The organism is Paenibacillus massiliensis subsp. panacisoli DSM 21345, assembly GCF_000426545.1.
Lineage (GTDB): Bacteria > Bacillota > Bacilli > Paenibacillales > Paenibacillaceae > Paenibacillus > Paenibacillus panacisoli.
Map to the genome: position 1 here is coordinate 57,988 of NZ_KE384534.1, position 25,704 is coordinate 83,691.

The following is a 25,704-nucleotide window of genomic DNA, read 5'->3' on the forward strand; positions in this document are numbered from 1 at the left end:
CGATGGTTCAGATTCCCGCTACATCCAACGATCCATTCGTAGATAATGCAAGCAAGCTGTGTGCTGAACGGGACGTCTCTTTATTAGAGCTACTAGCCTTACAGGTGGAGTCTCACCCGGAGCGCATTGCTGTCCAATTCCAGGGGAACACGATGACCTATCGCGAACTGGATGAGGCCTCCGAGCATATGGCCCATGCTTTGCTGCAATCAGGAGTAAGCCCTGCTGACCTTGTTGGCATATGGACCCGTCGAGGCCCAGAAATGCTCATTGCGATGCTGGGTGTGATGAAGTCGGGTGCAGCCTTCCTCCCGATTGATGCTCAATTGCCGCCTGCCAGGGTTGCGTATATGCTGGATAATGCGCAAGCTCCATTTTTACTGATGGATGAGGGCTTTCCGAATGTAGATGAGCTTCGAGCGGACGCTAACATTCTTCATTATCGGGAAATGGAGCAGTTAGAGGTGAGAGAGACACCGGATGGTCCAAGTTGTTGTCCTTCCGCTCAGGCTCCAGGGGAGCTTGCTTATGTCATGTACACCTCAGGCTCGACGGGTCTGCCCAAAGGGGTCATGATTACGCGACAGGGGCTGCTCAATTTCATATTGGATTTCCGTGCAGCCATAGATTTCGAACATCTTGATACGTTCTTGTGTCTTGCACCGATGTCCTTCGATATCTTCATGGTTGAAACTATACTACCGCTGACAATGGGTAAACGCGTTATCATCGCAGAAGATCGGCATCGCCAGAACCCGTTGTTACTGGGAAGGCTCATTGCAGATGAGCAAATTGATTTCATTCAGATGACCCCCTCGGCTATGTCGATGCTGCTGGGCTTTGAGCGTGTTCAGGAGCATATCCGCCAAGTGAAAATGATCCTGATTGGCGGGGAGCCATTCCCGCTCCCCTTGCTGCGCCAGCTACAGGAGCTGACAGAGGCTACAATCTACAATGTATATGGGCCTACAGAGGGGACGGTGTGGGTAGCTGCTGGCAATCTCACGAATGCGGAGGAGATTCATATCGGAGCGTTCCTTCGTCATACTGGACCCTTGATTCTAGACGAGCACGGTAAGTCGATTGAAGATGGACAGACAGGCGAGCTGTACATTACCGGAGAATGTCTGGCTCGGGGATATATTCGAAATGTTGAGGAGACAGCAGCCCGATTCCTAGTATATGAGCATCAGGGGAAGCAGCTACGGGTGTACAAGACCGGGGATTTAGTGCGCAGGCAAGCGGACGGTAACCTTTGCTTTATCGGAAGGGTAGACCATCAAATCAAGCTCAAAGGACGGCGAATGGAGCCTGAGGAGATTGAGAGGGCGATGCTGTTGCATCCATTGGTTACACATGCTGTTGCAGGTGTGGATGATCAGGCACATACGCCTTTCTTATTCGCTCTCTATACCAGCCAGGAGCTTGTGTCAACAGAGCAATGGAGAGCCTTCCTGAAGGATAAGCTCCCGCATTATATGATACCTCGGTCTTTTCATAGAGCAGATGCATTACCGTTGAACCATAATGGCAAAGTTGATCGAAAACAATTGAAAGGAGCGGGTTACCGTGTATATTGCAGTCATGAAGTCGAAAATACATAAGGCGACTGTGACGGAGGCAAATCTTCATTATGTAGGTAGCATTACTATTGATCAGGCCATCCTGGATGCGACGGAGATTCTCTCGAATGAAAAGGTACAGGTAGTAAATAACACCAATGGTGCCCGCTTGGAGACCTATGTCATTGCTGGTGAGCGAGGCAGTGGAGTCATCTGCTTGAATGGAGCAGCAGCAAGACTGGTGCAGCCCGGAGATGAAGTTATCATTATCTCCTATGCTTATATGGAGCGGCAAGCAGCAAAATCCCACGAACCCATTATTGCTTTTATGGGCCACGGCAATCGTATTGAGCAGCTACAGAACAAGGAAATACATGGAGAGTTCTATCCTGCACAAGGAAGTGAAAAGCGATGAACGACCTCGTACGAATGGGTGTCGTGGGTATTGGCAGCATGGGCATCAAGCATATGAAGTATTTATTTGAGAACAAAATCAAAGGCTGCAGGCTTACAGCTGTCTGTGATCATAATCTTCAGGTGATGCAAGAGCTGAGTGGGCAATACGGGACAGAGATCAAGCTGTATTCCAGCTATAAGGAAATGCTTCAATCGGGGGAGCTAGACGCCGTCCTGGTGGCTACCCCCCATCTGAGCCATCCTGAGATTGCGACCTATGCGATGAAATGTAATTTACATGTGCTGCTAGAGAAACCAGCGGGCATTGATGTGGCAGAGGTAGCTGCCATGAATGCAGAGGCGCAGGCCAGAGGGATTGTATTCTCCATGATGTTCAACCAGCGGACCATCCCGATCTATCAGCAGGCCAGAGAGTTGATTAGGCAAGGGAAGCTAGGCGAGCTGCGAAGAACGAACTGGGTTGTGACGGATTGGTTCCGCACCCAACGCTATTATGACTCGAATAGCTGGAGAGCGACCTGGCGCGGTGAAGGGGGAGGAATCCTGATCAATCAGGCGACACATCAGCTGGATCTGTGGCAATGGATGTGCGGGATGCCTAGCCGTATTCGTGCTTTCATATACTGTGGCAAGCATCGGATGATTGAGGTGGAGGATGAGGCGACTATCTATGCGGAATACGCCAATGGGGCGTCGGGACTATTCATCAGCTCTGTATCGGAATATCCAGGAACCAATAGATTGGAGATTATTGGATCTGAGGGTAAAATTGTAATCGAGAAGGACATTCTCCAATTTACCCAATTAGCGCAAGCAGACGATGTGTTCAATAAGCACGAGCAGGATATGTTCGCCAAGCCGCAGTATGTTGAACAGTCCACCCCGGTGTCCTATCAGAAGTTCGAGAGACATCAACTGATTACACAGAATTTCATTGATGCCATTCAGGAAGGCAAGCCCTTGATTGCGCCAGGGGAAGAGGGACTATGCTCTTTGCGGATTGTGAAGGCAGCCTATCAGTCCGCTTCGGAAGATTCTTGGTGCAATCTATGAGCAGGAAGATACTCCCGATACAGTTCCCGCCCGTTAACAACTGCTATAGCTCTTCAGCTGGACTTACAGCCGTGCTGCAGACCCACGCTTCTGGTCAAGAGATGATGCTTATGAACAGCATTTTTTTATATGTAAAAAGCAACAATGTCCTGAAATACGCTGTAGTGGAGAGAGCAAAGCTGGGAGAGCAGCTGGAGATTATCAGTCAGCAAGCCTTGGAGACGAAGCTTATTGAGCAGATGTCTGCCTGGATTTGTGAAGAGAAGTACATATTCATGTTCTTGGATCATTACTTTCTCCGGGATAGCAGTAGATTTCAGCGTCAGCATTTTCTCCATGATGTCGCCTTAGTCTATGGATATGATGAAGAGCGCGGGGTGTTTGCTGCTGCAGATAATTTTACAAATGGGAAATATGGCTGTCTGGAGCTGTCCTATAGTGAAGTGGAGCAGGCTCGATGCTTGAGTGGAGAGAAGATGTTACAGGAGAAAGTCTTTAATATATTACTGTTTAATATGAGTAAAATGAGAGAATACTATATTGATACGCGGAGAATAAAGCAATTACTTATGGACTATCTGGACTCCAGCTGTAAGCATGTGCTTCAGATGAACGACAGCTTTATCGATGACAACGTGTTCGGCTTTCATTTCCAGCACCAGAATTATGATGTATCGCGCACCGTATACGGGATCGGTATCTACGATTGGTTAGTAGGATATCTGAATCAAGGGGCTTCAGCGGGCATCAAGCTTGACATTCGGCCCTTCCATCAGCTGAGCAATCATAAGGCAGTCCTGATCATGCTAATGAAGCATCTTGCCGCAAAGTATGGGCTGCACTGCGAGCCAGCTTGGCTGGACATACTGGAGCAAATGCGTATCAAATGTCTGGTGAACGAGCAACTGGTCTTAAAATATCAAATCGAGCGTAAAGAAGAGTATATAAGACTAATAAGACATAACCTTGATGGCATTCGAAAGAGTGAAGCACAGGTTATTCAGGAATGTATTGGAAAACTGTAACCTGATTTGATAAAAAAGTGACCGCATGCCTATACAAATGGGTAAAAGTATAGTAGATTTAATTGTTGGAAAAAGATATAAAGACAGACCTTTTTGAAGAAAACGGAGGAAACCCACAATGCGCAAAACAAAGATTGTATGTACGATCGGCCCTTCCAGTGAGTCTTTGGAAAATCTGAAGAAGCTCATCATGGCAGGAATGAACGTAGCCCGTCTGAACTTCTCCCACGGTGATTTCGAGGAGCATGGCAACCGGATCAAAAATATCCGTCAGGCTTGCAAAGAGCTTGGTAAGAATGTTGCTATTCTGCTCGATACAAAGGGACCAGAAATTCGGACTGGAAAGCTTGAAGTTGAACCAATTGAATTGGTTCAGGACGAATATGTGACACTGACCACGGAAGAAATTCTGGGCAACAAAGACCGCATCTCGATCACATATGCCGATCTTCCTTCCGATGTTGAGCCTGGTTCCACGATTCTGATCGACGATGGTCTGATTGGACTCACTGTTGTAGAGGTTGCATCTACTGAGATTAAATGTCTCATTGTGAATGGTGGTACGATCAAGAGCAAGAAAGGTGTTAACGTACCTGGCGTAAACATCTCTCTCCCAGGGATCACCGAGAAAGACGCCAATGATATTCTGTTCGGAATTGAGCAGGGAGTTGACTTCATCGCTGCTTCCTTCGTGCGCAAAGCTAGTGACGTGCTCGAAATCCGTGAACTGCTTCAGAAGCACAATGCAGGACACATTCAGATTATTTCCAAGATTGAGAACCAGCAAGGTGTGGATAACCTGGATGAGATTCTGGAAGCTTCCGATGGCCTGATGGTAGCTCGTGGTGACCTGGGCGTAGAGATCCCTGCGGAAGAAGTACCACTCGTACAAAAACGCATGATCGAAAAGTGTAACGTAGCTGGCAAACCGGTTATTACGGCTACACAAATGCTGGATTCCATGCAACGCAATCCTCGTCCGACAAGAGCCGAGGCAAGTGACGTAGCGAACGCAATATTTGACGGAACAGATGCAATCATGCTCTCCGGTGAGACAGCTGCTGGTAAGTATCCGATTGAATCCGTACTGACCATGGCTCGCATTGCTGAGAAAGCAGAGTCTGCATTGAATTACCGTCAACTGTTCAAGAAGCAAAGAACAGCTCAAGAGATCAGCATCACTGAAGCGATCAGCCAATCGGTAGCGATCTCGGCACTGGATCTGCACGCTAAAGCAATCCTGACTTCCACGGAATCAGGTACGACAGCACGCATGATCTCCAAATACCGCCCAGAAGCTCCAATTGTAGCTGTTACCAACGATGAGAGAACTATGCGTCGTCTGGCTCTTACTTGGGGTGTAGTAGCGGTAGAAGGACACGCTTGCGACACAACGGATGCGCTGTTCAACAATGCGATGGAGGGCGGCCTGAAATCCGGTATCGTGAAGGATGGCGACCTGGTAGTCATTACAGCAGGTGTTCCACTCGGACGCTCCGGATCTACGAACCTGATCAAGATCAGCCAGGTTGCAGCGAACGTATAAGACTGGACGTCGTTAGACGAATGAATCTGGTCCATACATTGCATAATTACTGAATACTTCAGGGAACGCCCCGGCAGTAGAGAAATCTACGCCGGGGCGTTTTTTTGCGTGCGGTAGCTTGCACCCTCGGACTATCTGGCAGTAGAGGCCCTGCTCCTGGTCATCTTTAATGCAAGACAGCATCAAAATCGGATTCATCCAGGATGGGCTACGGTCTCCTGCTCAAGCCTCTGCTTGCTCCACTCGTTGATCAGGGCTGTAAGCTGCTCACCTGCTGGTGTTAACGACTCTGCACGGTTATGCATCCATACCTGATAGCGATACAATGGCGAGCGATTGGTTCCCTGTCCCGTTGATATCGCTTGCCAGTTGATTGCTTGTGGCAGTTGGGATGAAGCGATGCGTGGATAGAAGGAGATCAGGTTAGCGCTCTGCACCATGCCGGCCAGTGCCTGAGTGGAGTTCATTTCTAGTCCAGCGTTGTAGCTCAGCTCCCGATACTCGCACCAGCGCTGCGTGAACTGACCTAGCTGGCTGCTAGCATCCTGAACGATTAATCGGTCCGCCTTCATTTGCTCCTCAATCCATTGTTCTGTAATCGGAGACTTCATAATCCCGCGTTCAGTGATGCTGTGCTCTGTGGTCTGATGCTCTCTACCTTGATCCTCAGTAGCTCTATGTTCTCTATTGTAAGAATCCACTGCAGCCTTCCCAGTGTGATCATTCACAGTTTGTATAATACCAATCTCGTCCTCCAGAATGATGCTTGAACTAAGACCAAGGGAAGCATCGGGTTGCTCGTGTGTGAATCCAATGTCAACCTCTCCGGCAGCCAGCATCGACAGAATGTTCTCTCTTGTCTGGACCATCAGCTTCACAGTTGCTGCGGGGTACCTGCCTGAATAATTCGCAATAAGTGTCGGCAATATAAAATTACCGGGAATATCCTCAGCAGCTATTCGTATTAGAGTTGCATGTTGAGTAGTGTAGTCCTTTAACGCCTGTCTGGCGGATGATTCCAGCGTGGTAATCTGCTTCGCATAGCTGAGCAGCACCTTGCCAGCACCTGTGAGACTTGTCCTGCCGCGGCCGATCTCGAATAAGCGGACTCCAAGCTCCTGCTCCATTTTTTTCATGTGAAAGGACACGGTTGGTTGCTTCAGCTTCAGTGACTGTGCGACCTCCGTTACTTTATGATATTTGTCGATGAGGACAAGTATCTGCAATTTGAGTATATTCATCTATCCTTCTACACCTCATGTGTGAATTGTTCATTTCCTGATAACCCCAAAAATTTAAATGGATGATAGAAAAAAACGAAGTTACATAGATATTTTATATATAAAAGAATAATTTATCTATGATTATTTAATATTATTTTTACAAAACGATGTTTTTAACCTAACATTCGATTTCTACAATGTAGAAGTGCTGATGGGAATAAACAAAAACCGTCACTTATTAAGGGGAGGACAAGTACAATGTTGAAAAAATGGCCGTTCATTCTGATGACTCTAACTATGGTGTTCCTGCTGGCTGCATGCGGATCAGGCACGAACAACGCGAGTCAAGGTGCGGGAGAAACACCAGCAAACAACGCAAGCAGCAGCTCGGAGACACCAGCGCTTAGCGGTAACGTTCTGGCTGTAGGATCCAGTGCACTTCAGCCGCTAGTAGAGCAGGCTGCAGAGAAGTTCATGGCTGTAGAAGAGTATAAAAATATTTCTGTACAAGTTCAAGGCGGCGGTAGTGGTACGGGTCTGACGCAAGTATCCGGCGGACAAGCGGATATTGGTAACTCTGACGTATTTGCTGAAGAAAAGCTGGAAACTGGCGCAGATGAGCTGGTTGACCACCTGGTAGCAGTAGTAGCAATGTCCGCAGTAGCTAACCCACAAGTTGGCGTGGACGGCTTGACTAAGGACCAACTGGTTGGTATCTTCACTGGTAAAATCAAGAACTGGAGCGAAGTTGGTGGAGCGAATCAAGAGATCGTAATCATCAACCGTCCTAGCAGCTCCGGTACACGTGCTACTTTCGAGAAGTACGCTCTGGGCACAAAAACTGAAGATCTTCCAGGCTCCATTCAACAAGATTCTTCCGGTACAGTAAAAAAGCTGGTTGCTGAAACTCCAGGCGCTATTGGTTACCTTGCACTGTCTTACCTGGACAACACAGTAACTGCTCTGAAATATGATGGTGTTGAAGCTACTGTAGAAAAAGTAGAATCCGGTGAATATCCAGTATGGGCTTATGAGCACATGTACACTAAAGGTGAGCCTGCTCCACACGTAAAAGCTTTCCTGGATTACATCCTGTCCGATGAAATTCAAAAATCCGATGTTGTTGATCTTGGCTACATCCCGATGAGCGGTATGAAAGTATCTCGTGATGTAGACGGAAATGTCACCAACAAATAATCCGGCTTTGATCTGGATCGTATAACGAAGAAGAGGCGGAATTGCTCCGCCTCTATTCTTCGGTTATAAGACGGTATACGATGTGATATGAAGGGAAGGCATCCATGGAACAAAATAAACAAGCCCAAGACGTAAGATGGAAAGAAAAACACTTTTGGGAAGAATGGACCGGCCGGTTATTGACGTCGGTTTGTGTCGTTTTTCTGATTGCTGTTATCATCTCTATAGTTTACTTTGTCGCTTCTAAGGGAGTGGCCACCTTCTATGTGAATGGTGTCAGTATTAAAGATTTCTTCTTCGGTTCCAAATGGGCACCGGATGGAGAGCCGAAGCTTTATGGTGCGCTACCGTTTATTACGGGTTCATTTCTAGTCACCATATTGGCGGCCTTGATCGCAAGTCCGCTTAGTCTATGTGCCGCGCTATTCATGACAGAGATTATGCCGAAATTTGGCAAACGTATCTTGCAGCCGGCTATTGAACTGCTCTCCGGAATTCCATCCGTTGTCTACGGATTTATCGGTCTGTCTGTACTTGTTCCGTTGCTGCGTAATATTTTTGGTGGTCAAGGGAACGGGATCTTGGCAGGCTGTCTGGTTCTGTCGATCATGATTTTGCCTACTATTACTAGTATTATGGCTGATGCGTTGGCATCACTGCCTAAAGGATTGCGCGAATCCTCCTATGCCCTGGGTGCAACCCGCTGGCAGACGATTGCACGAGTTGTTGTGCCGACGATGCTGCCTGCATTGCTGACAGGTATAGTTCTTGGTATGGCACGTGCTTTTGGAGAAGCACTCGCTGTGCAGATGGTTATTGGTAATGCACCGCATGTGCCTACATCCCTGCTGGAATCAGCTTCTACCCTGACGAGTGTCATTACCCTCAGTATGGGCAATACGGCTATGAACACGGTGCATAACAATGCTCTGTGGAGTATGGCTTTGGTTCTCCTGCTCATGACCTTTGTCTTCGTACTGCTGGTAAGAATGCTTGAAAGGAGAAACCGAATTTCATGATGAAGGCAAAAACGATAAATAAGGTCGCCACAGTAGTCATTTGTTTTTTTGCTCTACTCATTGTAGCGATTCTGGTAGGACTCATCGGTTATATTCTGTATCGAGGAATCAGTCATATCTCATGGGACTTCCTGACAAGCGCTCCTCAGACACTACGAGCTGGTGGCGGGATCGGACCGCAGCTATTTAACTCGGTATTCTTGCTCATTCTGACCTTGCTGATCACTATCCCATTGGGATGGGGTGCAGGGATTTATATGGCACAATATGCAAGACCAGGCCGGGTGACGGATTTCATCCGCCTTACGGTAGAGGTACTGTCCTCTTTCCCTTCTATTGTAATTGGTCTGTTCGGCTTGCTTCTGATTGTAAATACCTTTAATCTGGGCTTCTCTCTCTTGTCCGGTGCACTGGCGTTAGCGATCTTCAATCTACCATTGATGGTGCGTACGACAGAACAGGCACTGCGGGCTGTACCGAAGGAGCAGAAGGAAGCGGGTCTCGCATTGGGATTGTCCAAGTGGAAGATCATCACCTCCATTCTGATGCCAGCAGCACTGCCAAGTCTTATGACAGGTACAATCCTGTCTGCAGGCAGAATCTTCGGGGAAGCGGCTGCCTTGCTCTTTACAGCAGGTATGACGACACCTCCATTAGATTTCACGGATTGGAATCCACTGAGCCCACGGTCGCCCATTAATCCGCTGCGTCCTGCGGAGACACTTGCCGTTCATATCTGGAAGGTTAACAGTGAGGGTGTAGCACCCGATTCAGCACAGATCGCTGCAGGAGCATCTGCAGTTCTCGTTATTCTCGTGCTGGTGTTCAACCTCTCCGCTCGATTTATCGGTAAAGTAGTCTACAGAAAGCTTACAGCAGCCAAGCGCATGGATTAAAGAAAGGATGACAATACGATGGCACAACCCTTTAGTACTGAAGATTTAAGTATATATTATGGACAATTTGAAGCGGTCAAAAAGGTCAGCCTAGAGTTCCCTGCGCAGACCGTGACGGCGCTAATCGGCCCTTCAGGCTGCGGAAAGTCCACTTTCCTGCGCTCACTTAACCGGATGAACGACGAAATTGCCTCTTCTCATACCAAAGGGCATATCTGGATGGACGGGAAGGATCTGAACGATCCGTCTACCGACGTCATCAAGCTGCGTCAGCAGATCGGAATGGTATGGCAGAAGCCGAATCCGTTCTACAAATCCATCTATAACAACATTGCCTTCGGACCTCGCTACCGTGGCGTCAAGAAGAAGAGCCAGCTGGATGAGATTGTGGAGAGCAGTCTTCGTCGGGCCGCCTTGTGGGATGAGGTTAAGGATCGACTTCATGATTCGGCTCTCGCTCTGTCTGGTGGACAGCAGCAGCGTCTGTGCATCGCGCGGGCACTGTCGGTCAACCCGAGCATTCTACTGCTTGATGAACCTGCATCTGCACTCGATCCTGTCTCGACAGGTAAGATTGAGGAGCTGATTACAGAGCTGAAGAAGGATTTGCGAATTGTAATCGTGACTCATAACATGCAGCAGGCGGCGCGGATTTCTGACTTTACGGCGTATTTTTACATCGGTACACTCGTCGAACGGAACAATACCAAGAACATGTTCACGAATCCCGAAAATGAGCTGACCCAGGAATATATTATGGGTCGATTCGGTTAAATGAGACAGGCCGCCTTTGGTGTGGCCTGTCTGTTATATGAGGTCAGTCAGATGCTTTTCTCTGGCTGGCCTATTTTGTTTTTAAGTTCATAGAATTTATGGCGTTATTCTTATTAGCTATTTTGTTCCTGGCATGCAAATATGGTTTAATGGATACATAGCTATGTAATGAGAGAACAAGCGCAGCTTGACCAAGAACAGGAGAGGGACGACATGACAGAAGAAAGAGAACAGGGGGGACGGTGGTCTTCGGTTGAACTGCGTGTGCATTACGCTGAGACTGATCAGATGGCTGTCGTATATCATGCCAATTATGTAAAATGGTTCGAAACGGGACGAACTGAAATGCTAAGAGAAGCCGGCTTGACCTACCGAATGCTGGAGGAACAGGGTGTGTTGCTTCCAGTGCTTGATTTGGCTGTTCACTATCGCCAGCCGGCACGTTATGATGACCGTATCGTTGTCTATACACGAATCAAGGATATGTCGAAATTACGACTAACCTATCAATATGAAGTAAAGCGTATAATGGATCAGAATGAGCCTTCCTTACCTAGAGAACAAGGCGAGCTGCTTGTCACGGGAGAGACATCTCATGCTTGGCTAAGCCAGGACTGGAAGCCGGTACGATTGGATAAAAGGTTGCCCGAGGTGTATGAGCAATTACTCGCATTATATAAGGAAGGGGAGGAATAAGAGCATGTTAAGACCAATTTGGCTGCTAATGCTATTGATCCCCGCCGCTGAGTTGTATGGATTCATCTGGCTCAGTAATCAGATCGGTGCAGGCAAGACCATTCTGCTGATGCTGTTCACGAGTATCATTGGTGTCGCTATGATGCAGTTCGAGGGACGCAAAGTCATTGCAGATGCCCAGCGCGCTATTAATCGTCAACAAATGCCTGGCAATAAGATGCTGGATGGCTTATGTGTATTTATCGGTGGTACGATGCTGCTAATCCCTGGCTTCATTACGGATATCATTGGATTTACGGTGGTGTTCCCGTTGACCCGACCCATCTATCGAATGCTGCTCTACAAATGGGTGGAGAAGAAAATGAAAAACGGCAACATCACTTTTTTTCGGCGCTTTTAATAAGCAGCCGAATTTTTTTTGATAAAATGAAAAAAAAATTAAAAAAACTACTTACAAAAAATAAGTTTGTATATTATAATAACAAATATACATAATGTACTAATGTGATATTTCGTACACTTGTGAATATGGAAAATGAGACTTACATACGAATCTCAAAGGAGATAGGAAATATGAGCGATTTGAAAACGATAATTGAGACTAGACGGTCAGCCGTTAACTTTGTACCAGATACACCGATATCAGAGGAAGAGCTGCAGCAGATCTTTTCGCTGAATCGCTATGCACCATCCGCTTTTAATTTGCAGCACTCTCATTATATTGTGGCCACCTCGGAGGAGAGCAAGGAGAAGCTCTATCAGGCGTCCAAGCAGTATAAAGTGAAGAATGCTTCGGCTACGATAGTGGTGCTTGGAGATACGAAGGCTTATCTTCATGCAGGTGAAATTAATGCGGGTATGCTGAATCTCGGCATGATCAGTAAGCTGGATTATGATCAGGAGAATGAAGATATAACTCGTGCCTATGAGTCTGGTGGGGAAGCCTTTCAGCGTGATGAAGCTATTCGAAATGCTAGCCTGTCTGCCATGCAGCTAATGCTGATTGCTAAAGATCATGGTTGGGATACATGTCCGATGATCGGCTTTGATCCGGCAAAGGTGCAGGAACTCTTTGAAATTCCTGAGCGTTATGTACCCGTCATGCTGATTACTCTCGGCAAAAGTGTGAAGGACAAAGAGCGTCCGCGCGGATATCGCAAGCCTGTGAATCAATATGTAAATATCAATTCATTCCAATCACCTAATTAATACGATGGTTAGCAGGAGGGAGGCCGGAAGGCAGCTCTCCTGCTTTGTTTGTAAGCAGCTATTTTTCAGCCAAGTCCGTTCGTGTCGGGGAAGACTCATATAGCTGAAAGTTTGCTTAAATCCTCTGTATTAATATAGGTATTTGTGCATTCCGATGATAATCTAAGTGATGAGCTAATGTATTACGTTAGTATACTTATTCGGATGGAAGGTGCGGATCAAGACATGAAAATATGGACAAAAGTAGCTACCGCTTCTCTGGCTCTGACATTGGCTGTGTCGGGAGTAGTGCTAACGCAACCGGCTTATGCGGCACAGGCAACGAAAACCTTACAGGCTGTCTACAACAACATTCAGATCGTCTACAACGGAACTCAAGTAGCGACCGAGGGGGAGCTGGAGCCATTCCTCATCAATGGCACTACATATCTGCCACTGCGTGCCGTGGGTTCTGCCCTGGACAAGAAGGTTACTTGGGATGGCACCAATAAGCGAGTAGTCATTGAGGATACCTCGTTAGCCGTAGATGAGACGACAATTACGGCCCTGAACAGTCAGATCAATACACTCCAGCAGGAGCTGACAGCATCACAGGCTCTTGTGCAGGAGAAGGATGCATCCATTGCCACGCTGAACAGCCAGATTGCCTCGTTACAATCTCAGCTGAATAGCAGTAGTAGCAGTAGCAGTAGCAGCATGACTGTTGCGAAGCTGGAGGATCAGCTGAATGACGATTACGAGGATTATCAATCCACGGACTCCGTTATTGATCTTAGTGGTGATGAGGATGATCTGTATCTGGAGATAACAGTGGATAGAGATGGCTGGAGCGATTTGTCTTCTAGCCAGCAGCGTAGCTATGTGCAGGATATAGTGGACGATATCCTAGATGAATATGAGGATGCGGATATTTCAGGTGAGGTGTATGATTCAACCCGACTGGCAACCATTAATGTAAGCAGCAGTGGGACGGTAAGTTTGGGTAACACGACAGTAAGTCTGTCCGAACTTAGGGATGATCTAAATGATGATTATGGCACTTATAATGATGTGAATTTCAACATCTATCTTTCGGGTGATGAGGATGATGTTACTGTAGAGGTATACGTATATGAGGATGATTGGACAAGTCTGTCCAGCTCACGTCGTAGCTCCTTCGTGGATAATCTGATCGGCGATATCGAGGATGCTTATCCGAATGCATACATCAGTGGATATATTTATGATGAGGATGACTCGTCTACAATTGAACGATTCAATAATTAATTCCATTGTAATAATATGAAAGTTGTAACTAGAGAGGCATCCCCGTCATTCAAGTCTAATACGGTGGATGCCTCTTTTGTTTATTGGAGATTAGTATTCATTGAAGTAGGACTGAATTTGCGCAGGGTCATTCGTCTTGGTCAAGGCAAGCATCAATAGAATACGAGCCTTCTGTGGATTCAGAGAATCTGTTGTCACAAAGTTTTTAGCTAGATCTGCGCTGCGTCCAGATACGGTACCACTTCCTACCCGACTGGAGCGTGCGATAATGACACCCTTCTTGCTCGCATCTGTTGCACCTTCAGAGGAGGCGCTGGACATCGAGCCATTCCCACTGCCAGCTACAACAATTCCTTTGGCACCTGCTGCCACAGCGGCATCATACAAATATCGGCCGTTGTTTTGATATTCATACAAAATATCTACCTGTGGAAGCTCCGTCAGGTTCGAAATATCGAATTCAGTCTGGCTGGTATGCTTACGAGTGGATTCATTATAGAAGTGGATCTTCTCTCCCACAATCGCACCCAGATAGCCCTGCTCGTTGGAACGGAAGGTATCCACAGCTGTTGTATTTGTCTTGCTGATGTAGCGTGCAGCGCCAATCCGATCATTTAACATGATCATTACGCCTTTGTCTTTGGCCTCAGGAGAGCTTGCAAGCCTGACTGCATTATATAGGTTGAATGGACCATCTGCACTAATTGCGGTTGCAGGACGCATGGCGCCTACGACAACAACAGGCTTGTCACTTTTGACGACCAGATTCAGAAAATAGGCAGTCTCCTCTAGCGTGTCTGTACCATGTGTAATGACGATACCGTCCACATCATCTGATTGCAGCAATTCATTAATACGTTTCCCCATGTACAGCAAAATGTCATTGTTGATATTGGGGCTGCCCACATTAGCAATCTGCTCTCCGCTGACATTCGCAAGCTTCTTCATCTCCGGTACAGCTTGTATAAGCGTCTGGATTCCGATCGCCCCCGCCTGATAGCCTGTAGTATCGGTGTTGGAGGCTGCAGAGCCAGCGATGGTCCCTCCCGTGGCTAGGATGACTACATTAGGTAGAGAGGCACGAACCTCGGCCTCCTTGACCTGAGTCACAGCTTCGTTAGCGGCGGCTTCGCTAATCCATGATCCATTTACAGGTAGTAGTGAGCTTCCCAACAGAGCCGCAGTCAATAATGGAGCATATAATACATTTTTCAACTTCATCACGATTTCCCCCTAGTCAATGATGTTCATGAAAGCTTCTTCAGTTCGTATGAAATGAGTGATTGAGATGAATATGTATAACTTCTCCTCCTTTTGTTATATTAAATGACGCTTTGAAAACTTTAATTGCGATTATAAGAGCTTTTGAAATAAAAGGTCAATACTATTGTCATGTTTTATAACATTATATGTTATATAAAATATCAAATCATTAAATTTTAAAGCACATGATCTTAAAAAGGCCATATGGTGTAGATTCGTGTCTAATCTGTAGCAAGCTTAGTCTGATTACAAACTTCATTCGGCCTGCCAATCTATGTGTGCATTGAATTGAATCCATAAAAATCGAGTAAATAAAAATGAGAATATGCGTGGTTTGTAAATGATAAAAGGGTAAGTGAAAAAGCGAGAGAAATGGTTTTAATGTTAAAAAAATACATTTACACAAAATAAATATAAGTCATTACCAGCATAATTCTATGGCATGATAGCCATAATCCTTGGGATTTAAGGGATATTTCTTGATGGTGTGGAGAATGAAAGAGATAAGAATAAAAATGTGTATGTAGAATAGTGCAAATAAAAAGGAGTGTCAGAATACAATATAAATGATAAAAAAACACCTGTTCATTTTATTTTATCGGAGCAATAAAACATTTGAATACGCACGAAGGGACTATTATTGTTCACATAACCGACAAAATCCAGTATAGTAATAAGTGATTCGAATATTGACACGATGCGTTAATAATTTTCCATTACCTTTGTGATTTGTTGAATTTTGAAAATGTTTTCATTGCAAGTCCCTTCAATCTGTTGTGAACAAAGGAGAGATGTACCTATGACTGCGACCAAAGGTCTGGAAGGTATCGTTGCAACGACCTCTTCCATAAGCTCAATCGTAGACGGTGTTCTGACGTACCGCGGTTATGATATCGATGACTTGGCCGTGAATGCTGCTTTCGAAGAAGTTGCTTTTCTGCTGTGGTTCGGTAAGCTGCCGGATGCAGGTGAGCTAGAGCAGCTACGTGCTGAGCTTAGCTCTTATGCAGCCATTCCGGATGAGCTGATTGCCCAAATGAAGCTGTATCCCAAAGAAGCGGGTACTATGGCGGCATTGCGCTCTGCCGTATCTGCTCTTGCTTTGTATGACAATGAAGCGGATGACATGTCACGGGAAGCCAATGAACGGAAGGCTATCAAGCTGCAGGCTCAGCTACCGACCATCGTAGCGACAATTGCCCGTCTACGCCAAGGACTTGACCCTGTACAGCCAAAAGAAGGCGTTTCCATCGCTGAGAACTTCCTTTATATGCTGTCAGGCAAAGAGCCCGATGCGATCGCCATCAAAGCCTTTAACCAAGCGCTGGTGCTCCACGCTGACCATGAGCTGAATGCCTCTACCTTTGCTGCCCGAGTCACAGTGGCTACACTGTCGGATATTTACTCTGGCATCACGTCTGCTATTGGTGCACTCAAGGGGCCACTGCATGGTGGTGCGAACGAGGCCGTGGCGAAAATGCTCGATGAGATTGGCTCGTTGGAGCGGGTAGAATCCTATATTACGGAGAAGCTGAATAATCGTGACAAGATTATGGGCTTCGGCCACCGTGTATACAAGAATGGTGACCCTCGTGCCAAGCATCTTCAGAAGATGTCTCGTGAGCTGGGCGAATTGAACGGAAATACGACGCAATATGATATGTCCGTGCAGATTGAGGATATGATTACGTCCCGTAAAGGTCTGAAGCCGAATGTAGACTTCTATTCAGCTTCTGTGTATACCCAGCTTGGTATTGAGCGTGAGCTGTTCACCCCGATCTTTGCTGTGAGCCGTGTATCTGGCTGGACTGCACATATTCTGGAGCAATTCGAGGATAATCGTCTGATTCGCCCACGTGCTGAATATACAGGACCAACGAATCAAAAATATGTAACACCAGATCAACGCTAAAGCTCCAAAAACGATGGACTATGCTTGGCTGGGCTTTGATGGCTCGAATTGTGATAGAATAGTGGAGATGGCAGCGATGTGCTGTCTATGAATAGAATCACACATCGCTGACCATTCCATGCAAGAGCAGCATTGCTACAAATCAGACTAACACTAACCATTCAAGGAGGAACTAGAACTTATGTTGAAATTGGAAAAGTTTGATCTCCCTACCGAAGGCGATAAAATCACGATTGATAATGGCAAGCTGCAGGTACCAAATAACCCGGTCATTCCTTTCATTGAAGGTGACGGCACAGGCCGCGATATCTGGAAGGCTTCCAAGCGGGTGCTGGATGCTGCTGTGGAGAAGGCTTATAGCGGCTCCAAGAAGATTGCGTGGTACGAAGTATTCGCAGGTGAGAAAGCATTTAATACATACGGGGAGTGGCTTCCGAACGATACGCTGGAAGCGATTCGTGAATATATCGTAGCCATTAAAGGACCACTGACAACTCCAATCGGCGGCGGAATCCGTTCATTGAACGTGGCGCTGCGTCAGGAGCTGGACCTGTATGTGTGCCTGCGTCCTGTACGTTACTTCGACGGCGTACCTTCCCCAGTGAAGCGTCCTGAGCTGGTAGACATGGTCATCTTCCGTGAGAACACTGAAGATATCTATGCAGGTATCGAGTACAAGGAAGGCTCCGAGGAAGTGAAGAAGGTCATCGAATTCCTGCAAAAGGAAATGAACGTGAACAAGATTCGCTTCCCTGAGACTTCTGGAATCGGCATCAAGCCGGTATCCGCTGAGGGCTCCAAGCGTCTGGTTCGTGCTGCAGTAGAGTATGCGATTCAGCATAACCGCAAATCCGTGACACTGGTGCATAAGGGTAACATCATGAAGTTCACTGAGGGTGCCTTCAAAAACTGGGGCTACGAGGTCGCTGAGCAGGAATTCGGAGATCGTGTATTCACTTGGGCACAATACGATATCATCAAGGAAAAAGACGGTGAGGAAGCAGCTAATGCAGCTCAAAAAGCCGCTGAAGAAGCTGGCAAAATCATCGTGAAAGATGCAATCGCGGATATCGCGTTGCAACAAGTTCTGACTCGTCCTGGTGAGTTCGATGTGATTGCGACATTGAATCTGAACGGGGACTACCTGTCTGATGCTCTGGCTGCACAAGTAGGAGGTATCGGAATCGCTCCAGGTGCTAATATTAACTATGTAACAGGACATGCGATCTTCGAAGCAACGCATGGTACAGCGCCGAAATATGCTGACAAAGATGTCGTGAATCCAGGCTCCGTCATTCTGTCTGGCGTCATGCTGCTTGAGCATCTGGGCTGGCAGGAAGCTGCTGACCTGATCTACAAGGGCATGGAGACATCCATTAATAATAAAACAGTTACCTACGACTTTGCTCGTCTGATGGAAGGCGCTACCCAAGTGAAATGCTCTGAGTTTGCTGACCAAATCATTAGCAACATGTAGGAGGACTCATATCGTGACTATTCAACGTAAAAAGATCACCGTGGTTGGAGCCGGGTTCACCGGAGCGACGACTGCCCTGATGCTTGCGCAAAAAGAGCTTGGTGATGTGGTGCTGCTGGATATTCCGCAATTGGAGAATCCCACCAAGGGCAAGGCGTTGGATATGCTCGAGGCCAGTCCGGTACAAGGCTTTGATAGCAACATTATTGGTACCTCTAATTATGAGGATGCTGCTGATTCGGATATCGTAATTATCACGGCAGGCGTAGCTCGCAAGCCCGGCATGAGTAGAGATGATCTGGTAAATACCAATGCCGGAATTGTCAAAGCTGTCTGCGAGAATGTGAAGAAATATTGCCCGAACTCTATCGTCATCCTGTTGAGCAATCCTGTGGATGCCATGACTTATGCAGCGTTCAAGACGCTTGGTTTTCCTAAGAATCGGGTTATCGGTCAATCCGGAGTGCTGGATACCGCAAGGTACTGCACCTTCATCGCCCAGGAGCTGAACGTATCTGTTGAGGATGTCCGAGGCTTCGTGCTTGGTGGGCATGGAGATGATATGGTACCGCTGGTCCGGTACTCCAGTGTCGGTGGTATTCCGATCGACACGTTGATCCCTGCTGAGCGCATTGATGCGATCGTACAGCGTGCTCGTGTTGGCGGCGGTGAGATTGTGAATCTCCTTGGCAATGGCAGTGCCTACTACGCACCAGCAGCTTCGTTGGTGCAGATGGCTGAGGCCATTCTCAAGGATAAGAAGCGAATCTTACCAGTCATTGCCTATCTCGAGGGAGAATACGGGTACCAGGATCTATTCATGGGTGTACCCGCTATTCTTGGCGGCGACGGCATCGAGAATATCTTCGAGCTTGAGCTAACGCCAGACGAGAAGGCTGCGCTTGACCGATCAGCTGAATCGGTTCGGAGTGTCATTGAGATCGTTACAGTGTAGTGAAGAAAGTCTATAGAGTATACCTGCACATGAGAATGTGTCAGGTGTACTCTTTTCTTTTGAAATGGGCGTTGGTATAATTATTTTGATTGCAACTTTCGAGAGAATCATAGAATGTCAATGAATTTTATTACATGAAATGGAGGCCTACACAAATGGTTGTGTACTTGCTGCACATGATCGGCACACTGGCCGTAGGGTTCTATCTCCTTCTGCCACTAGTGGTGAAGTCGATGAAGAAATTGTCTGCACCTGCGCAGGAAGGAAGTATGTCTGTCATCAGCACCCTGAACCGACTTGCCCAGTTCGCGCTAATCGTTCAATTGCTGACAGGTGGCTACATGCTAACCGGTGGCGGTGATCGTTACTCTGTAGCCTGGATGGTAGTTGTCATTCTGCTGCTCCTGATTATGGGAGGATTCAGCGGTATGATGGGCAAGCCCTTGCGTCTTGCGATGGAGGGTGTACGCAGTGGAGCGGATATCTCCGCGTCCCTACGTAAGATTAGTACATTCAGTATCGGAATGGCCGCGGCGCTCTTGGTCATGATATTCTTCATGGTGAATTCTTCAATTATTTAAGGAATTTGCAGACAGTCTGAGCTGGAGAGGTCTTCACAGGATTCATAATTCTGTGGAGGCCTTTTTCGTATGTTTAGGAAGTTTAATCTTGTGCCAAGAGGGTAAAAACATAATGAAAACGAGAGTAGACAGCATCCCTTAAAGACATCCTAATGAATCAGGACCCCAAAAGAATGAATCGAAGGAGTGAGATGATATGTCAACTCAGACGCAAGATCAGAAGCAGACCATGCCCCCACAGCATCAGAACGAACAGCCAGGTATTGAATCCAAAATGAACCCCCAGCCGGAATTCGAGAGAGCTACCTACAAGGCAGCTGGCAAGCTTACAGGCAAAGTAGCTATTATTACTGGGGGGGACAGCGGGATTGGACGTGCCGTGGCCGTCACCTATGCTAAGGAAGGGGCTGACGTTGCTATAGTCTATCTCAGTGAGCATGGAGACGCAGAGGAGACGAAGAGGCAAGTGGAGCAGGAAGGACGTCGATGTGTCTTGATTGCTGGTGATATTGGAGATGAGAGCTTCTGTCAGCAGATCGTGAAGGAGACGATCGAGCAGCTGGGTAAGGTTGATATTCTCGTGAACAATGCAGCCGAGCAGCATCCTCAACAGCGAATAGAGGATATTACGGCTGCACAACTGGAGAAGACCTTCCGCACTAACATATTCAGCATGTTCTATTTGACGAAGGCAGTGATGCCATTACTGAAAAAAGGTAGCACCATCATCAACACGACCTCTGTAACAGCATACCGGGGCAATCCTTCACTTATCGACTATTCTGCAACTAAGGGAGCCATTACCTCCTTCACTCGTTCCTTGTCCATGAATCTTGCTGATAAGGGAATTCGCGTGAATGCAGTGGCACCTGGACCGATCTGGACGCCGCTCATTCCATCTACCTTTGATGCCAAGACGGTCGGCGAATTCGGAGGCACCCAGCCGATGAAGCGGCCAGGGCAGCCAGAAGAGCTGGCTCCAGCTTATGTATATTTGGCTTGTGATGATTCCTCTTATGTAAGTGGTCAGGTTATGCATGTTAACGGCGGCGAGGTTATTAACGGTTAAGGGATTTTATCTTAAGCATTACGAATATGAGCACCAGACACGAAGGACTCTCACTTTTTTTATTAAGTGATGGAGTCCTTCTTTTGTATGATCGCTTGCATTTTCGCTGAACTGTCAATGGGGCTAGAGGAGTTGAGAATGTATGATTTCTGATAAGTGAATGATATTTACATAAACTTAACAAAACTTCTGTAGCTCTTGTGGACAAAATCATTTAGAATACGAAAAGCAACGTCTAATACGAGGGAGAGACTATGAAGATTATGAGACCATTTCGTTTTCAACTTACCGCAATAATGCTGGCCTTGACGGGTATATCTGTACTGGCTGCAGGTATTGTGATGGGACATATCTTCAAAGATTCACATATTCATTCACTTGAGGAAAATATGGCCCGGGAAATAAATTTGCTGCGTAGCACGTTTCCTTTTGAATATGCATCCTCAGATACCAGTGAAGATACCAGCAAGTATTATACAAGCAAGGCCGAGGAATTATCAGGGCTCATTCATTCCCGGATTACTTTCATCGCCAAGGATGGAACCGTCATTGGAGATTCAGAGACTAATGTGAGGCAAATGGATAACCATGCTCTCCGAGATGAGATCCGCCAGGCCAAGGAAACGGGGATTGGCAGCTCCATTCGATATAGTGAGACGCTGGGTGAAAATATGCTGTATGTTGCTGAGCCTGTCATTACGGCAGAAGGTTTTGATGGTTATATTCGTCTATCCATGAGTCTAGCCTCGGTGGAGGAGGGGATGCGGCGGGCATGGACCTTTGTCATTATTGCCCTCGTTGTCCTGTTCTTGGTCGTATCTCTAATCAGCTATCGTGTGGCCAAGGGATTGACTTCGCCGCTTGAGCATATTACCCGCGTCGCGAATCGAATCTCTCATCTTGATTATGATGCGCGGGTGGAGCTGTCACGTAAGGATGAGGTTGGGCAGCTTGCGGATGCCATTAACGGCATGGCAGACAGTCTGCAAAAGCAAATGGAGACTATTCGCGATAATGAAGGCCTGCTGCAGGGGGTCATGACGAATATGACCGGCGGGATCTTGTTGATTGATGAACACGACAACATCGCGCTGGTGAATCGGGAGACAGAACGGATGCTGGGCATTAGTAGCCGCCGTCTGACGGGAAAGCCGTTTCAGGAGCTGCGAAAGCATTATGAGCTAACCAAGCTGGTAGAGGAAGGTATCAACAGCATGGAGATGCTCCGCAGTGAGGTTAGTGTCTATCACCCAAAAGAAAGGTTATTGCTTATGGATGGTGTACCTATGGCTGGCAATGATGGTGTCGAGCGAGGGATGCTGTTCCTGCTGCAGGATGTCACTGCCATTCGCCGACTTGAGAATATGCGAAGCGAATTCGTGGCGAATGTATCGCATGAGCTGAAGACGCCTATTGCGGCGGTCAAGGGCTTCGCTGAGACGCTGCTTAGCGGTGGTGTGAAGGATGAGGAGACGGCACGCTCCTTCTTACAAATTATCTATGACGAGAGTGAGCGACTGAATCGACTGATTGGTGATATTCTTGAGCTGTCTAAAATCGAATCGAAGCGCTCGCCATTGGAATGTTCACCTGTTCATCTGTCTACATTTTTTGAGATGCTATCAGATACGTTAGATAAAGTAGCAGAGAAAAAGCGTATTTCCCTTCATTTGGATGTGCCAGAGGAGCTATTCATTGAGGCTGATGAGGACAAGCTGAAGCAAATTTTCCTGAATCTACTCTCCAACAGCATTAACTACACGCTGGAGGGCGGAAGTGTTCGTCTGAAGGTGACTTCCGTACCGACAGATGACGAGCCTGAGAAAGTGATTGTCGCAGTAAGTGATACGGGAATTGGAATACCGAAGAAGGATGTGCCGCGCATCTTCGAGCGCTTCTACCGTGTGGATAAAGGCCGCTCACGTAATTCCGGTGGGACAGGTCTGGGATTATCCATCGTCAAGCATTTGGTGGAGCTGCATCGCGGTACAGTCACGGTCGAAAGTGAGCTGGGAATAGGTAGTACCTTTAGTGTAGAGCTTCCCGTGATTCAGCATCAGGAATAGGTAGACAGTTGCATAATAACTTTTACACTCCGTTAACAATGCCGTGATAGAATGATGGATGTGCGAATCGTGAGCATGGGATATGGCTTGCAGACGAGGTTGCAGATGAGTTTCATCTAAATGAAGTTCATACTGTGGAATGGAGGATTTCATAATGGCACAACGCCTATTGGTTATCGAGGACGAGCCAACGCTCGCGAGATTGCTTACGTATAATTTGACACAGGAGGGCTATGAGGTAGAGGCAGTAGATCATGGTACAGCTGGCTATGAACAGGCTTCTACGGAGTCCTTCGATCTTATATTGCTGGATCTGATGCTTCCTGGAATGAATGGCTTGGATATTCTGAGTAAGCTGAGAAGCAGAGGCATTACGACCCCGATCATTATTTTGACGGCCAAAAATGGTGAAGCTGAGGTCGTTCAGGGACTGAAGTCGGGAGCAGATGATTATATTACGAAGCCGTTTGGGGTATCCGAGCTGTTGGCCAGAGTGGACGCAGTGCTGCGACGTACCTCAGGTGATGAGGTCTTGACAAGTGAGCAGACCGAGGAGTCCCGCATCGCGCTGGGTGAGCTGGAGATCTATCCTGAGAAGTATGAGGTCATTCTCGGTGGACAGCAAATTCATTTGAGACCGAAGGAATTCGAGGTCTTGCTGTATTTGTCCAAGAAGCCCGGAGTTGTGCTAACGAGAGATGATCTGATGAATGCCGTATGGGGCTTCGACTATATCGGAGGTCAACGGACGGTAGACGTTCACGTAAGCTCTTTGCGCAAGAAACTGGAGCTGGACCCTGAGTCCGTTCATATTGATTCCATTCGTGGAGTTGGATACAAGCTGGTAGTGAATAAGAAGAGAGCATCCCAATCTTTTGTATAAGGGATGTTCTTTTTTTCTTTTTCCAAGGATATCCACCATGCTTTTACATGGTTATAACAGGAAATCGAAATCCATCTAACAATGCATGTTTACAATAGTCCCATAGACCTATATGTGAATGGAATTACATGGGAGGTTGCTAGGGAATGCCAATAGTACTGAATACGCAAACGGATGTAAAGAGAAAGATGATTGGAGACTATGTGACAGGACGGCAAGTCGCCATTATTAATCCTCAAGTAACCTGTAAGGAATTGCTGGATATATTCAGACAACAGCCTGAGATGCCCTGCGTACTGGTGGAGAATCAAGTAGGGGATATCTTGGGCATCATAATGAGAGAATCTTATAATCGTCATCTGGCAGGAAGGTTCGCAGCGGCATTGTTCTACGACAAGCCAGCTGCTGAATTCGTGGATCGGACTGCTCTCATGGTAGAGACCACAGCAGCTGCGGAGGAGATATTGGATCAAGCCTTACAGCGTCCAGATGCGAATTTTTATGATTGCATCATACTGCTGGGGGCTCAGCTACCAAGCGTCTTGACGCTCAGGGATGTCATGCAGGTAGCGCAATTGCTGCAGCAAGAAGCAGATGGGAGTCGGAAGCAGACGGTGCAACGCAGCTACCATCAGGTGCAGCATATCCAAGGTAATGTAGAGCAGGTATCCTGCGAGGCTAGGCAGAGTATGGAGCACAGTCAGGCGATGGAGCAGGCAGCACAGCATGGGATGAAGAAGCTGGCTGAGGTTCAGGAATGCTATAGGGAGGTTATGGAGCAACTGGAGAAGCAGCATACGCAGGCCCTGAGCATGAGCAACCATCTGGAGGTTATTTCGGGGATTGCTAAGGCAGTAAAGGACCTGGCAGGACAAAGTACACTGCTTGCCATTAATGCTTCTATTGAAGCTGCGCATGCTGGAGTATATGGACGCGGGTTCCAGGTTGTGTCGCAGGAGGTCAGGGGACTTGCTGCACAGACACAGGATTGCTCATCTCGCATCACTAAGCTGCTGGACGAGATCGGAGAACTGGTACGAGGACAGACAGATCTGACAAGCGAGGGTCTTCGTCAGGTAGCTAATGGATCGAAATTCGTAGATGAAGGAAATGAAGCCTTGGGGAGTATTATTCAGGCGGTGCAGCGGATGGAGCAGTTGAATCAGGGTATGACACAGGCAGCGGAGCAAGCTCGTCTTACTGCAGGCCAGGTAGCTGGTGAGCTTATGCAGATGAACAGAAGTACTGCGGATGCGAGCAGCTTTGCTGAGGATGAGGGCATACAGCAAGCTCAGCCAGTAGAGGAACAAAGAAACGTCTCGACTGATGATAATAAGGCCAAGAGAACAGCAGTGTCTGCCCAGCCCATTGGGCGAGCTGATGAACGGACTAGTGGACAAGCTAGTAAAGAAGCAGAAGTGAAAGGGCTAGCTGATCTGGAAGAAAAAAAGGATTGTACAACAAGTGAAGATACGAACGAAAATTCCGACAAAAAGCAAAGTGAAGAACGAGAGCTTGCTCTTATTTTACATTGAGTTAACAAATCCACTGTATTTCGTTTACACAAGGCCATTATAATCTTGATGTTATCGGTATTCGAGCTGAATGAGAACGA

Annotated in this window: 23 protein-coding genes; 21 read left to right on the forward strand and 2 right to left on the reverse strand. The window is 47.1% G+C overall.

Annotated features, from left to right (window positions below; genetic code table 11):
• Nucleotides 1–2 precede the first annotated feature (2 nt).
• The 5 genes from K331_RS0122760 (at nt 3) to pyk (ending at nt 5,603) form a co-directional block, all read left to right on the forward strand.
• Nucleotides 3–1,604 (forward strand): amino acid adenylation domain-containing protein, encoded by a 1,602-nt coding sequence (locus K331_RS0122760; RefSeq protein ID WP_028592048.1) that lies wholly within the window; start codon nt 3–5, stop codon nt 1,602–1,604.
• Nucleotides 1,570–1,977, forward strand: coding sequence for an aspartate 1-decarboxylase (gene panD / locus K331_RS0122765; RefSeq protein ID WP_028592049.1), 408 nt, complete (start codon nt 1,570–1,572; stop codon nt 1,975–1,977). Before K331_RS0122760 ends, panD begins: the two co-directional genes overlap by 35 nt.
• A complete protein-coding gene (locus tag K331_RS0122770; protein ID WP_028592050.1) occupies nt 1,974–3,032 on the forward strand; it encodes a Gfo/Idh/MocA family protein in 1,059 nt (352 codons plus the stop codon). The genes panD and K331_RS0122770 overlap by 4 nt, the downstream gene beginning before the upstream one ends.
• A complete protein-coding gene (locus tag K331_RS0122775) occupies nt 3,029–4,057 on the forward strand; it encodes a hypothetical protein (RefSeq protein ID WP_156897701.1) in 1,029 nt (342 codons plus the stop codon). The genes K331_RS0122770 and K331_RS0122775 overlap by 4 nt, the downstream gene beginning before the upstream one ends.
• Nucleotides 4,058–4,175: 118 nt before the next feature.
• The gene (pyk, locus tag K331_RS0122780; protein WP_028592052.1) at nt 4,176–5,603 is read left to right on the forward strand and encodes a pyruvate kinase; all 1,428 of its coding nucleotides are present in this window, start codon (nt 4,176–4,178) and stop codon (nt 5,601–5,603) included.
• A 194-nt stretch (nt 5,604–5,797) separates the two neighbouring features.
• On the opposite strand, the gene K331_RS31155 is transcribed toward pyk, so the two are convergent.
• Nucleotides 5,798–6,844 carry a LysR family transcriptional regulator gene (locus K331_RS31155; protein WP_028592054.1) on the reverse strand — a complete coding sequence of 349 codons (1,047 nt, stop codon included), beginning with the start codon at nt 6,842–6,844 and terminating at the stop codon, nt 5,798–5,800.
• Nucleotides 6,845–7,084: 240 nt separating this feature from the next.
• Here K331_RS31155 and K331_RS0122795 point away from each other — a divergent pair, with 240 nt between their 5' ends.
• The 8 genes from K331_RS0122795 (at nt 7,085) to K331_RS0122830 (ending at nt 13,883) form a co-directional block, all read left to right on the forward strand.
• The gene (locus K331_RS0122795) at nt 7,085–8,023 is read left to right on the forward strand and encodes a phosphate ABC transporter substrate-binding protein PstS family protein (RefSeq protein WP_018886054.1); all 939 of its coding nucleotides are present in this window, start codon (nt 7,085–7,087) and stop codon (nt 8,021–8,023) included.
• Nucleotides 8,024–8,127: 104 nt separating this feature from the next.
• On the forward strand, nt 8,128–9,042 hold the full coding sequence (gene pstC / locus K331_RS0122800; RefSeq protein ID WP_028592055.1) for a phosphate ABC transporter permease subunit PstC: 915 nt from the start codon (nt 8,128–8,130) through the stop codon (nt 9,040–9,042).
• Nucleotides 9,042–9,938, forward strand: coding sequence for a phosphate ABC transporter permease PstA (pstA, locus tag K331_RS0122805; protein WP_028592056.1), 897 nt, complete (start codon nt 9,042–9,044; stop codon nt 9,936–9,938). The genes pstC and pstA overlap by 1 nt, the downstream gene beginning before the upstream one ends.
• An 18-nt stretch (nt 9,939–9,956) precedes the next feature.
• Nucleotides 9,957–10,712: a phosphate ABC transporter ATP-binding protein PstB gene (gene pstB / locus K331_RS0122810; RefSeq protein WP_028592057.1), complete on the forward strand. Its 756-nt coding sequence runs from the start codon at nt 9,957–9,959 to the stop codon at nt 10,710–10,712.
• 213 nt (nt 10,713–10,925) lie between these two features.
• On the forward strand, nt 10,926–11,408 hold the full coding sequence (locus tag K331_RS0122815; protein WP_018886046.1) for an acyl-CoA thioesterase: 483 nt from the start codon (nt 10,926–10,928) through the stop codon (nt 11,406–11,408).
• A gap of 4 nt (nt 11,409–11,412) precedes the next feature.
• Nucleotides 11,413–11,808: an FxsA family protein gene (locus K331_RS0122820; RefSeq protein ID WP_018886045.1), complete on the forward strand. Its 396-nt coding sequence runs from the start codon at nt 11,413–11,415 to the stop codon at nt 11,806–11,808.
• A 173-nt stretch (nt 11,809–11,981) separates the two neighbouring features.
• Nucleotides 11,982–12,617 carry a nitroreductase family protein gene (locus K331_RS0122825; protein WP_018886044.1) on the forward strand — a complete coding sequence of 212 codons (636 nt, stop codon included), beginning with the start codon at nt 11,982–11,984 and terminating at the stop codon, nt 12,615–12,617.
• A 225-nt stretch (nt 12,618–12,842) separates the two neighbouring features.
• Complete coding sequence (locus K331_RS0122830; protein WP_226383673.1) at nt 12,843–13,883, forward strand: stalk domain-containing protein; 1,041 nt, start codon at nt 12,843–12,845, stop codon at nt 13,881–13,883.
• A gap of 90 nt (nt 13,884–13,973) precedes the next feature.
• Here K331_RS0122830 and K331_RS0122835 read toward each other — a convergent pair whose 3' ends face one another.
• On the reverse strand, nt 13,974–15,104 hold the full coding sequence (locus tag K331_RS0122835; RefSeq protein WP_028592059.1) for a type II asparaginase: 1,131 nt from the start codon (nt 15,102–15,104) through the stop codon (nt 13,974–13,976).
• An 841-nt stretch (nt 15,105–15,945) separates the two neighbouring features.
• Here K331_RS0122835 and citZ point away from each other — a divergent pair.
• From citZ to K331_RS30285, 8 genes are all read left to right on the forward strand, one after another.
• Nucleotides 15,946–17,058, forward strand: a complete 1,113-nt coding sequence (citZ, locus tag K331_RS0122840) for a citrate synthase (protein ID WP_018886041.1) — start codon at nt 15,946–15,948, stop codon at nt 17,056–17,058.
• A gap of 181 nt (nt 17,059–17,239) precedes the next feature.
• The gene (gene icd / locus K331_RS0122845) at nt 17,240–18,535 is read left to right on the forward strand and encodes an NADP-dependent isocitrate dehydrogenase (protein ID WP_028592060.1); all 1,296 of its coding nucleotides are present in this window, start codon (nt 17,240–17,242) and stop codon (nt 18,533–18,535) included.
• 13 nt (nt 18,536–18,548) lie between these two features.
• Nucleotides 18,549–19,490 carry a malate dehydrogenase gene (mdh, locus tag K331_RS0122850; protein WP_028592061.1) on the forward strand — a complete coding sequence of 314 codons (942 nt, stop codon included), beginning with the start codon at nt 18,549–18,551 and terminating at the stop codon, nt 19,488–19,490.
• Between the two features lie 155 nt (nt 19,491–19,645).
• Nucleotides 19,646–20,071: a hypothetical protein gene (locus tag K331_RS0122855; protein WP_028592062.1), complete on the forward strand. Its 426-nt coding sequence runs from the start codon at nt 19,646–19,648 to the stop codon at nt 20,069–20,071.
• Nucleotides 20,072–20,267: 196 nt separating this feature from the next.
• Entirely contained in the window at nt 20,268–21,140 is an 873-nt protein-coding gene (locus K331_RS0122860; RefSeq protein WP_028592063.1) for an SDR family oxidoreductase, read from the forward strand.
• A 263-nt stretch (nt 21,141–21,403) separates the two neighbouring features.
• Complete coding sequence (gene pnpS, locus K331_RS0122865) at nt 21,404–23,206, forward strand: two-component system histidine kinase PnpS (protein WP_028592064.1); 1,803 nt, start codon at nt 21,404–21,406, stop codon at nt 23,204–23,206.
• Nucleotides 23,207–23,360: 154 nt separating this feature from the next.
• Entirely contained in the window at nt 23,361–24,089 is a 729-nt protein-coding gene (locus K331_RS0122870) for a response regulator transcription factor (protein WP_018886035.1), read from the forward strand.
• 146 nt (nt 24,090–24,235) lie between these two features.
• Nucleotides 24,236–25,624 carry a methyl-accepting chemotaxis protein gene (locus tag K331_RS30285; protein ID WP_051289982.1) on the forward strand — a complete coding sequence of 463 codons (1,389 nt, stop codon included), beginning with the start codon at nt 24,236–24,238 and terminating at the stop codon, nt 25,622–25,624.
• Nucleotides 25,625–25,704: the final 80 nt, after the last annotated feature.

What these genes read in the sequence shown, in the direction of transcription:
- K331_RS30285 (WP_051289982.1), top strand. Translation starts at nt 24,236, where the DNA reads ATGCCAATAGTACTGAATACGCAAACGGATGTAAAGAGAAAGATGATT.
- pstA (WP_028592056.1), top strand. Translation starts at nt 9,042, where the DNA reads ATGAAGGCAAAAACGATAAATAAGGTCGCCACAGTAGTCATTTGTTTT.
- citZ (WP_018886041.1), top strand. Translation starts at nt 15,946, where the DNA reads ATGACTGCGACCAAAGGTCTGGAAGGTATCGTTGCAACGACCTCTTCC.
- K331_RS0122820 (WP_018886045.1), top strand. Translation starts at nt 11,413, where the DNA reads ATGTTAAGACCAATTTGGCTGCTAATGCTATTGATCCCCGCCGCTGAG.
- pnpS (WP_028592064.1), top strand. Translation starts at nt 21,404, where the DNA reads ATGAGACCATTTCGTTTTCAACTTACCGCAATAATGCTGGCCTTGACG.
- K331_RS0122760 (WP_028592048.1), top strand. Translation starts at nt 3, where the DNA reads ATGGTTCAGATTCCCGCTACATCCAACGATCCATTCGTAGATAATGCA.
- pstC (WP_028592055.1), top strand. Translation starts at nt 8,128, where the DNA reads ATGGAACAAAATAAACAAGCCCAAGACGTAAGATGGAAAGAAAAACAC.
- K331_RS0122775 (WP_156897701.1), top strand. Translation starts at nt 3,029, where the DNA reads ATGAGCAGGAAGATACTCCCGATACAGTTCCCGCCCGTTAACAACTGC.
- pstB (WP_028592057.1), top strand. Translation starts at nt 9,957, where the DNA reads ATGGCACAACCCTTTAGTACTGAAGATTTAAGTATATATTATGGACAA.
- K331_RS0122835 (WP_028592059.1), bottom strand. Translation starts at nt 15,104, where the DNA reads ATGAAGTTGAAAAATGTATTATATGCTCCATTATTGACTGCGGCTCTG.
- icd (WP_028592060.1), top strand. Translation starts at nt 17,240, where the DNA reads ATGTTGAAATTGGAAAAGTTTGATCTCCCTACCGAAGGCGATAAAATC.
- pyk (WP_028592052.1), top strand. Translation starts at nt 4,176, where the DNA reads ATGCGCAAAACAAAGATTGTATGTACGATCGGCCCTTCCAGTGAGTCT.
- K331_RS0122830 (WP_226383673.1), top strand. Translation starts at nt 12,843, where the DNA reads ATGAAAATATGGACAAAAGTAGCTACCGCTTCTCTGGCTCTGACATTG.
- K331_RS0122860 (WP_028592063.1), top strand. Translation starts at nt 20,268, where the DNA reads ATGTCAACTCAGACGCAAGATCAGAAGCAGACCATGCCCCCACAGCAT.
- K331_RS31155 (WP_028592054.1), bottom strand. Translation starts at nt 6,844, where the DNA reads ATGAATATACTCAAATTGCAGATACTTGTCCTCATCGACAAATATCAT.
- K331_RS0122795 (WP_018886054.1), top strand. Translation starts at nt 7,085, where the DNA reads ATGTTGAAAAAATGGCCGTTCATTCTGATGACTCTAACTATGGTGTTC.
- K331_RS0122770 (WP_028592050.1), top strand. Translation starts at nt 1,974, where the DNA reads ATGAACGACCTCGTACGAATGGGTGTCGTGGGTATTGGCAGCATGGGC.
- K331_RS0122855 (WP_028592062.1), top strand. Translation starts at nt 19,646, where the DNA reads ATGGTTGTGTACTTGCTGCACATGATCGGCACACTGGCCGTAGGGTTC.
- K331_RS0122825 (WP_018886044.1), top strand. Translation starts at nt 11,982, where the DNA reads ATGAGCGATTTGAAAACGATAATTGAGACTAGACGGTCAGCCGTTAAC.
- K331_RS0122815 (WP_018886046.1), top strand. Translation starts at nt 10,926, where the DNA reads ATGACAGAAGAAAGAGAACAGGGGGGACGGTGGTCTTCGGTTGAACTG.
- K331_RS0122870 (WP_018886035.1), top strand. Translation starts at nt 23,361, where the DNA reads ATGGCACAACGCCTATTGGTTATCGAGGACGAGCCAACGCTCGCGAGA.